Origin of the sequence: Acidisphaera sp. L21 (assembly GCF_009765685.1) — a bacterium.
GTDB lineage: Bacteria > Pseudomonadota > Alphaproteobacteria > Acetobacterales > Acetobacteraceae > LMUY01.
Genome location: NZ_LMUY01000020.1, coordinates 120,741 through 130,739, shown reverse-complemented (window position 1 = coordinate 130,739; position 9,999 = coordinate 120,741). Strand labels below are relative to the sequence as shown.

Annotated in this window: 5 protein-coding genes; 4 read left to right on the top strand and 1 reads right to left on the bottom strand. The window is 60.0% G+C overall.

The genetic code is table 11. The annotated features are described in order from the left end of the window. From GSQ76_RS05910 to GSQ76_RS05895, 4 genes are all read left to right on the top strand, one after another. Positions 1-623 (top strand): Hint domain-containing protein (locus tag GSQ76_RS05910; protein ID WP_174247295.1); only part of this gene is annotated, 623 nt, incomplete at its 5' end. 157 nt (positions 624-780) lie between these two features. Next, positions 781-2,121 carry a bifunctional diguanylate cyclase/phosphodiesterase gene (locus GSQ76_RS05905; RefSeq protein WP_158742979.1) on the top strand — a complete coding sequence of 447 codons (1,341 nt, stop codon included), beginning with the start codon at positions 781-783 and terminating at the stop codon, positions 2,119-2,121. Positions 2,122-2,199: 78 nt separating this feature from the next. Further along, the gene (locus tag GSQ76_RS05900; protein WP_158742978.1) at positions 2,200-2,598 is read left to right on the top strand and encodes a response regulator; all 399 of its coding nucleotides are present in this window, start codon (positions 2,200-2,202) and stop codon (positions 2,596-2,598) included. A 17-nt stretch (positions 2,599-2,615) separates the two neighbouring features. Further along, positions 2,616-5,384 (top strand): PAS domain S-box protein, encoded by a 2,769-nt coding sequence (locus tag GSQ76_RS05895; protein WP_158742977.1) that lies wholly within the window; start codon positions 2,616-2,618, stop codon positions 5,382-5,384. Between the two features lie 9 nt (positions 5,385-5,393). On the opposite strand, the gene GSQ76_RS05890 is transcribed toward GSQ76_RS05895, so the two are convergent. Next, on the bottom strand, positions 5,394-9,794 hold the full coding sequence (locus GSQ76_RS05890) for a response regulator (RefSeq protein WP_256366963.1): 4,401 nt from the start codon (positions 9,792-9,794) through the stop codon (positions 5,394-5,396). Positions 9,795-9,999 lie beyond the last annotated feature (205 nt).

The window sequence follows — 9,999 nt, the reverse complement described above, 5'->3', positions numbered from 1 at the left end:
TCTGCTTCGCAGCCGGCACCCGGATCCTGACTGAACGCGGGGAGATCGCGGTCGAAGCGTTGAAGATCGGGGATATGGTCGTGACGCCGCGGGCCAAGAACGATGACGCGATGCCCATCCGGTGGATCGGACGCCAGCATTACGAGGGCCAGCGCGCTTTGTTCGAACAGCCAGTCCTGGTTCGAGCCGACGCATTCGGGCCGGGCCAGCCGCACCGGGACCTGATGGTGTCCGGCGACCATTGTTTGTTCATCGATGGCCACCTGATCCCTGCCAAGCTGCTAGTGAACGGCGCCACGATCGTCGCCCAGGCCGGCCATCAGCAGATCGACTACTTCAACGTCGAACTCGACGATCATACGATCCTGCTGGCCGAGGGGTTGGAGAGCGAAAGCTACCTCGATTGCGGCAACCGCATGCGATTTGATAATTGTGACGAGGCCAATGAGTGGGTCAAGACACGCGGATACCGCGATAGCAGTGTCTGGAATGACGGAACTGCCTTCGCGACGCCGCTGTGGACTGGACCGGTGCTGGAGGCCATCCGCGCCCGGCTTGCCGCCAAGGCGGCCGAAGTGCCGGGTTCGCTGTTCACCGCTCCCCCGCTGGCGATTGCATCCTAGCCGGGCCACTGGTTGCTGACGATACGCCCGGGATGTGCCACGGCCAGCGAATGGGCCGTGGACCATCTCGGCGGAGATCGCTGCACCGCTTACGAACGATCGGAAGCCCAACGGCCATGGACCCGCGTCTGTCAGACCTTGAGGCCGGGTCGCCGGAGTGACTGATTTCAGATCGCAAGACGGCCTGATTGTCGGCGGGACGCATTTCATCGCGTTCGTCGCAGCACGCTTGGCCGCGCTGCCATCACCGTTTCCAGATCTCGTCGTATTCAGCCTTTCACTTCCCGGGATAGCCGCGTTCCGGCAGACCTACGGGAACGAGGCCGCGGACGAAATACTGCAATGGACCTACCGCATGGCGCGTCGCTTCGCGCCCGACGCGGTGCTTGGCGAATTGGCGGATGACAGCTTCTCCATACTGCATGAATTCGACCAGGCCTGGGTGAGCGTGCCGGATATTGCCGCCGAGTTACGTGAGGCGATTTCGGGCCACGACGCTGGCCGCCGGCTGGCGCTGATCGCGCCGCCCAGCATTGGCGCCGCGGTTCATCATGGCCCGGCATCGCGCGGTGCGGCGCTAGAGCTTGCAACCGAACTGCACCGCCGGGCCAAACTGGCGGCCCAACTGGTGCCGGTTCACGGGCAAGACGGCTTCCTCCTATACTCGCCTGCCGAAGATGAACGTGTCCGCAGCAGCACCGTGCTGAGCCAATCACTGCGCCAGGCCGTGGCAAATCACGAGTTCCGGCTGCATTATCAGCCTCTGGTCGATCTGCGCAATTTGGAGATGGTTGGGTTGGAGGCGCTGGTCCGGTGGGACCAACCGGGCAGCGGATTGCGTCAGCCTGCCAGCTTTATCTCAGAAGCCGAAACGACTGGATTGATCGTCCAAATTGGCGCGCAAGTGATCAATGTCGCGATGCAACAGGTGGATGATTGGATTGGCGCTGGCTGGGCGCCACCCCGCGTCGCGGTCAATATCTCTGCAATTCAGCTGCAAGATCCGGATCTGCGAAGCGTCATTTTCGGTGCGATCGCCCTTGGCCAGGTGAAGCCGGAGAATTTGGAGCTGGAGTTAACCGAACGGACTTTGATCACGTGGTCGAATGCGGCGAGGCTGTTGCTGGATGAGTTGCGCGAGATGGGTGTGACGGTCGCGTTGGACGATTTCGGGACCGGCTATTCGTCGCTGCAATATCTGAAGGAGTTGCCGATTTCGAAGCTGAAGATCGACGCCTCCTTCGTGCGCCGCATTGCCAGCGACCGTCGGGACGCGGCGCTGGTGAAAGTCATCGTCGGCCTGGGCGAAGCATTCGGCATCGACGTCATCGCCGAAGGGATCGAGGAAGTCGCCCAGGCCGAGATCCTGCTGGAATGTGGTTGCACGATTGGCCAGGGCTATTTATTCAGCCGGCCGCGACCGGCGCAGCAGATTCCGGCGCTGCAACTCGCGCTGCGGCAGCGGCATCAGGAAAAACCGAGCTGTCAGCACCCGTAGCAACTGAAAGCGCATGATTCTGCCCCATTGTCGCGAGAGAGGCCTGGTTTGAGCATTATCAGGCCTCCAAACCACATCTTGCTGCTCGACGATAATGCCATGCTTCGCGAAGTGTTGACCCGGCAAATTTCCAAAAGTGGTATGATCGTGTGCGTTAGTGCTGACTCCCGGCACGCCATCGGTATCATCCAATCCGCCGCGCCGATCGACCTGCTAATCACCGACTACAGCATGCCCGGCATGCCCGGCGACGAGTTGATCGCCGCCGCCCACGCAATCCGACCCAACCTGCCCGTCATTCTGTTGACGGGCCATCCCTATGAAGCGGCAGAGTTCGTGCGGCATTACAACGGACCTGGCAACATCCGCGTGACAAGCAAGCCGGCAAGCGGACGGGATATACTGGACGCAATCGGGCTGCTGCTGACACCGGTTCGGGCCGACCCGACCGCGAACGTCAACCGTGAACCATTATAAGGTCAGACGATAACGGCATGAACGCCACGACCCATTCAGCGCTCGATCACCTGGTCGCACTCATCGCTTTGGTCTGCGAAGTGCCCGGTGTGATTCTCGTTCGTGTGGATGGGCTACACCGGCGCGTCAGTTCAAGCTTCGGCATCAGTACGGAGGCGGTGTTGGACGCAAACCGGCTGTACGGACCTATGGCTGGCGAGTGCCACGAGATAATTGTGCTCGACACGCTGCTTGACGCAAGGTTCGTGCACGGATCGGCAACCCCTGCCCGGCCCGTCATGCGGTTCTATGTTGGCGTTCCCGTCACAGCGAGCGATGGTGGTCATGTCGGCACGATCTGTGTCCTGGATGTGAAGCCCCGCGCAGAATTTGTGACGACTGCCATCGTCACGTTGCGGGCCTTTGCGGTGCTGGCGGCAGATCTGTTGCGACCCTGCGCCACGGCTGGTTTGCTGTCGGGTCCAAACGGCGATGACGAGGTGCAACTGCTGAATTCCGCCCTGCAGCACGCGAGCGATGGGATTATGATAACGGGGCTAAACCCCAGCGATCCGTCGGGGCGCCAGATCGTATACGTGAACGATAGCTTCTGCCGCCTGACCGGCTATGCGCCGCAGGATCTGGTGGGTGAGTCGCCGAATATCCTGAAGGGCGCGGCGACGGATATGGATGTGCTGATGCGGTTCCGCAAAGACCAACAGGCCGGTATCGACACATCGGCGACGTTGATGAATTACCGCAAAGACGGCTCGGAATTATATCTGGAAACCAGGCTGGCGCCGATCAAGAACGCGCAGGGGATCGTCACGCACTACGTCGGCGTGCATCGCGAAGTCGGCGACCGATTGGCGGATCAGCATGGCAGGAAGGAGTTGTATGACGCATTTCACTTGCTGTTCGATAATAATCCATTGCCGATGTGGGTATTCGATCCAGTCACACTGCGCTTTCTGATCGTGAACAATGCCGCCGTTGCGTTCTACGGCTGGTCCCGGGCCGAGTTCCTGTGCATGACATTGCGCGATATTCGGCCGGTAGAGGAGTTGGAAGCGCTTGAACGGGCGATGAGGCCGGCGAGCAATGTGGCGCCGGGCCAGAGGGTCTGGACCCATAAGCGGGCGGACGGATCGATCCTTCGCGTAGGCGGGGCCACTCAGGTATTTACCATGGCTGGCGTCAGCTCACAGTTAGGCGTGGTGTGGGATCTGACCGAGGTGCAAGGCGCACGAGATGAGATTGGACGCCAGCACGAGCAGCTCAAGCAAGTCGTTGTGCAATTGCATGCGCGCACCGAGGAGCTGAGCAATGCGCACCGGCTGGCGAAGCTGGGAACATGGTGGATTTCTGCGGATCTATCGCAGATGACATGGTCGGACGAGATTTATACACTGCTTGGCCGCGAGCGGGGCGAGTTTGCACCGTCCTATGAGAACGCAACGGCCGTCATGCATGACGATGACCGAGAGCTGTTTCGATCGATGACCCAGCCGAGCAGCGTTTATAGCGGGACACGCCGGGTAGAGGCGAGAGTGGTTCGGCGTGATGGACGAATACGTCACGTGACGATCGAGTCGTTTCGCGCCCAGCCTGATTTCGGGCAGCAGCATGAAGCCGGGTTTGTTGGCTACATCCAGGATGTGACAGAGCGCCGAGAGACGGAGCAGGCGCTGATGCGAGCGGAAAAACTGGCAATACTAGGCCATTTGACAGGGGGTATCGCCCACGACTTCAACAACCTGCTGACCGTCGTCACGCTCAACCTGGAAGAAGTCATAGAGACGCTGCCCGACACGCATGCGCTACAGGATGTTCTCGTGCCGGCGCTACACGCAGCACAGCGCAGTGCGCAGCTTACCAACCAGATGCTGGCCTATGCGCGGCAGGCGCCGTTATCCCCCAAAGCGGTGAGTCTGGCGAACTTCCTCACCACATTTCGGCCTGCTGCCGCACGTGCGCTGGGGGGGCAGTTTGATCTGACGATTGTGGCGGGAGATGAGCCTTGTATGGCGCTGGTCGATCCGGCGCAGCTTCAGGTGGCAGTGTTGAATATCGTCCTGAACGCTCGGGACGCGATGCCGGAAGGGGGACAGATTACGGTCGAGGCAGCCGCCGTGCAATTTCCGGCGGCCGAGTTTGCAGTCGAGGACGTCGCCCCTGGGACCTATGCGATGATCGCCGTCATCGATTCCGGACCCGGCATTGCGGCGACGACGCTGCCGCATATTTTTGAGCCGTTCTTCACGACCAAGGCCAAAGGGGTCGGCAGCGGTCTCGGCTTGAGCATGGTGGATGGGTTCGTGCGGCAATCAGGTGGCCACATCATTATCCAGAGCGTTGTCGGTGGCGGGACCACGATGCGACTGTTCCTGCCGACGACGACCGCGCAAAATAGCGAATTGGACCTGAAGCAAATCAGCACTGTGCGTCGCCGGGCGTTGTTGGTGGAAGACCAGCCCGCCGTGTTGGCGACGGTATCGCGGATGTTCGCCCAGCTTGGCTATGACGTGTGCGGGGTCGATACGGCGGCACACGCGCTGGCCGAGTTGGACCAAACGCTGGATTTTGCCGTGCTATTTACCGACATCGTCTTGCCGGGTGACATAAATGGGGTCGAACTGTCCAAGATCGTCAGCCGGCGCGCGCCGAATATCCAGATCCTGCTTACATCCGGCTTCAGCAATCACGATCTATCCAAATCGGGCGTCGATGGGTCTGAAGTGTTGATCAAGCCGTACCGCCGGCAGGATCTGCTTGACCGCCTCAATCGGATCGGGACGACGAAGTAGCAGCTAGCTTTACGCCTCTGGGTCCCGGGTGCCCGGAGCTAGGATGGACTCCGCGTCCGTCAATTGCGCGGCCAATGCCAATCTGGCTAGGGCCGGCAGCGATGTGGCACCGGTCTTTCGCATGACAGACGCGCGATGATTCTCAACTGTGCGTTGACTGATGCCGAGATCGGCCGCGATGTTCTTGCTGGGGTGGCCGGCTAGCACCAGTTTCATGATCTGCTGCTGCCGCGATGTGAGTGCTGCAAGTTGGTTGAGCGCCGCCTCCCGCAGAGCTGGTGATTTGCTTGGCTCGCCGGGCACATTCACTGCCCGCCGAATGCTTGCCAGCAACTCCTTCCGATCGATCGGGCGTTGAATAAAGTCGGTGGCGCCGGTCCGGACTGCCCGAGCGGCGGTTGCGATGTCACCCCGGGCGGTGATCATGACCGTTGGAACACGATGCCCGGCGGCGCGCAGAGTGCTCAGTAGTTCGATGCCATCCATGGCCGGGAGATCAGCATCGATGAGAAGGCAGGCGCGGTCACCAGGGTTATACGCATCGAGGAAGGATTTGCTGCCGCTAAACTCGAGGACGATCCTGTCGTCGTCTTTCAGGATCTCGATGATTGTGGCGCGCACATGCTCATCGTCTTCCACGACATAGATGGTCGGTGACCCGACTGTTGCCGCCGAGTTGACAGGTTTCGCGACAATCGGCTTCGCCGTGGCGAGCAGCCGATTGATCGTCTCGGTCAACTCGCTCTGCTTGATCGGTTTGGCGAGAAGTAGGCAGCCGTGACAGGTGACTTCCCGTGAGGTTTCTGGTGAAAATTCGCTGGTCAGGATCACCACGGGGACATTCGAGCCGATCATCTGACGGATTCGGGCAGCGAGTCGAACGCCTGTTGGACCGAACGGGGTGTTGCAGTCCAAAATGACCAGATCGGGCGTGGCGCGCGCCAGCAGATCAAACGCAATGAGGCTATCCGCCGCGACGGCCACGAAACGACCTGGTCCCCGCAGCCAACGCGCCAGGGGCTCCCGCAGTTTGTGATCGTCGACGACGATGATGATAGATCCAGGCTGATGGTGTGTTGGCTCGACAGCATCGATGCTTGGGATGGGCCGCTCCTCATGGAGGTCGCCGGTGTCGTGGATCGGGATTGCAATCGAAACTCTCGACCCACGTCTGCCTCTGCTGCAGACCCCAACTTGATGGGCGAGAAGATCGCCGAAACGGCGGACATTGGCGAGCCCGAGCCCGGGGCCAGTGTTCCAGACCGCGACATCGGCCTGGTTGTCCTGGTCCGCGATGACGCTCATCTGCGGCCCGGACAAACCGGGTCCCGTGTCCCATATCTGGACGCTGAGCATCGGGCCCTGCCGGCGACATCCCAGTATGACTTTCCCCGCCTTGGTATGTTTGATCGCGTTTGATAGAAGGATCCGGATCATCGGCTGGAGCAATCGCGCGTCACTGACAACCTGCAGCCCGCACGGCAGAACGCTCAGCAGCAAGCCTTTAGTCCGGGCCAGGTGGGTGAACTCGTCGCGGAGATGTATCAGGAGATCATCGATAGGGAATGGGGCCAACGCCACCGTCTCAATCCCTGCCTCGATGCCGCTGACGTGTAGAAGCGAGTTCAACATGCGCGACATGGAGTCGACGGTAGCATCAAGCCGGGTGAGCCATTCCTGTGCGCTGTCGTCATCAACGGTACGGGCGAGAAGGCCTTGCAGCAACGTCAATATCTGCATGGGTTGGCGCAGTTCACGGAATGCCGCGGCCAGGAAGTGTGACCTTGCGGCATGGGCGATGTCGGCGCGCCGAGTGGCTTGCCCTGACGCCGCTGCGAGGATCTTGCTTGTCGTGATGTCCGTAAATGTCATGACGACGCCTTCGACCTGCCCGGCTTCGCTGCGATAGGGCAAGATGCACCGGCGAAACCAATGACCTGTCGCGGTTTGAATGTCCCGCTCGGACGGGACGCGATGCTGCAGCACCTGATGAACATCCCTCTCCAAGGTGCTGTCGGGTGCCAAGGCAGCGAGGTCAGATAATGGACGCCCGATGTCGCCGGAGGTGACTGCGAACAGGGATTTCGTGGCCGGGGTGAAAAAGAGGATCGCGAGATGCGTATCCAGCACCAAGATGGCAATGCCGGTGCTATAGAGGACGTTCCTCAAATCGTCCGATACAACGGCGCGAGTGCGGAGTTCTTGTTTGATCGACAGATTGCTCGCAAGGAGCTCCTGGTTCAGAAGATCGGTCTGAGCGTTGAGGGATAGCAGTTCCCTGTGATCCGATTCCTGCTCCTCATTGACGAGGAGCGCTTCCTCATTGATGACAGTCTGCTCTTCGGTCAACAGTTCAAGATCGGAAATCCTGTCCTGCAACTCGGTACGGCTTGCAGTCAACTCCGCAAGTTCGAACGCCTGCCGATCGCCGACAGAACGCTGCTCGATCGGTGTGTCGTGCAGCGGCTTTTCGACGAAGCAGACCAGCAACAGGCCCTCCTCGACGTCGAGAATGGGGTGGACCTCCAGATTGAACTGGATCAGGACACCGCTGGTTCTCGTCTGGCAGAGAACGACGACCTTCGCCATGGTCTGCCGCGCGGTTTTCATCGCGAGGTGCAATTTGAGACGGAGCCCAGGGCGCACCATGGTCAGCAGATCGGAACTTGACTGCCCCGGCGGAAGGCGAAGGTATCGGTCGGTCGCACCGATAACGAAAAGACTTTCGTTGGCAGCATTGACGAGAACAGAGGCTGGCGCATAGGCCTTGATGACCGCCCGGCGGCCGAGTTCGGAAAGTGTTATCGAGCGCGTCGCGCGTGACATCATCTGGATTGGGCGGATGCGCACAGAGTCGCCGGGCAAGCGGTTTGCACTACGGGCCAGATTATCCTGCTGGGAAGACGACCCGTGCTCGGCCTGGCGATAGATTCCAGATGCTTTCGAAATGGCGACGAACTCGACCGGCTCGACGGAGAATGTCCAGGGAGACCCGAGCAATAAGACACCTTGTTTGCTCAATGAGGATTGGAACAGTGAGAGGAGCTTCTCTTGTATGGCTGGTTTCAGATAGTTCGGCTGGACTCGGTAGGAAATGAGGTCGAAGCGGGAGAACGCCGAATCCTGCTGGACGTCTTGGGTCGCAAACACGATCGCCGACCGCAATTCCGCAGTGGCGCGCCAGCCAGTGGCTTCCTGGGAAAAGAAACGCGCCAGACGTTCCACCCCGACATGGTCCGCGATATCATTTGGATATAGACCGTCGCGGGCGAATGTGATGGCGCGCACGTCGGAATCATCGGCGAAAACCTGCAGCCTTATTGTCCGTCCAGCAGACGCGATCTGCTCAAGAACGAGGATTGCCAGCGAATACGCGTCTTCACCCGTACGACATCCGGCAACCCGCATGCGGAGCGGCCGATCCCCGGAGTGATCCTGGATCAGCCCGGGAATGGCCATCCTGGCAAGTCCATCGAGGACAAGTGGGTCCCGAAAGAAGGGCGTCTCGTCAACCAGAAGATCGTTGACGAGACGATCCAGCTCGCGTTTGTCATCATGCAGGATCTGCAAATATTGCCGGGTTTCCTCGACCGGGATCCGCGTGAGCGCCATTCGGTGTTGGAGCCGCCGATCGAGGGCGCCTGGGTCGTATGAACCAAAATCATGAGCCGTCTGCGCTCGCAGCAACTCTATGACGTCCTCGCGGAATGGCAGAGACAATGCAACCGGGTGTTCTGGTGGCCCACCGTCGTCCCCTGGGTGCTTGAAGAAGTCGCTCAGTGCGCCGGCGATGTGGGACGCGGGCAGTATCGCGCTGACGCCGCCGGTGTGGATCGCGCCGAGGGGTGTCTCGTCATGGTGGGCGTCCTCCGGATCCTGCACCACCACGAATCCACCGGCACGGCGCAGTGACGCGAGGCCGGCAAAACCATCGACACCGGTTCCTGATAGAATCACGCAAGCAGCGGCCGCGCCATACGAACGCGATAGCGAGTCAAGTAGGGTGTCGAATGGTCGAGCGGGCACGGGGCCGATCTGTGGCATCAACAGACGCAACCGACCGCCCGAGACGGTTGGGTAACTTGTCGGCGAGACGAAATAGAGATGCTCTGATTCAAGCACGACGCCGTCCGTAGCATCGGCGACGATCATCCGTGTGTGACGGGCCAGGACATCAGCCGTGAGAGCGTCGCCGTCGGAAACGCGCCGGTGGACAAGGATGAATGCCAATCCGGTGTGTGGTGGCATCTCTTCCAGAAGTCGGATGCTGGCGTCCAACCCACTATCCGCAACGCTTATGCCGACGACGCCAATTGGCGGTGCCCGATCATCGCGTGTTGCCGCATCTGGTCGAAGTTCTTCGAGGCGCTGACTTGTTCCGACAGCTGGCGTTGTCGAATATTCCGACATCGAGCTTTCTCGTTGGAATTTATCTACCGCCATTGTCTCGACTATAACGGCATTAACAATACGGCACCACTGTTAGGTGGCAATACTATTGGATATAAGTAGGAAACACTATTCTGCAGTTCGATACGTGCTAAATCACGAAATATTATTGTCTATAAGACGTTGGGGTGCGGAAAATAGGGTGACCAAGCTGCGACGCCCTTGT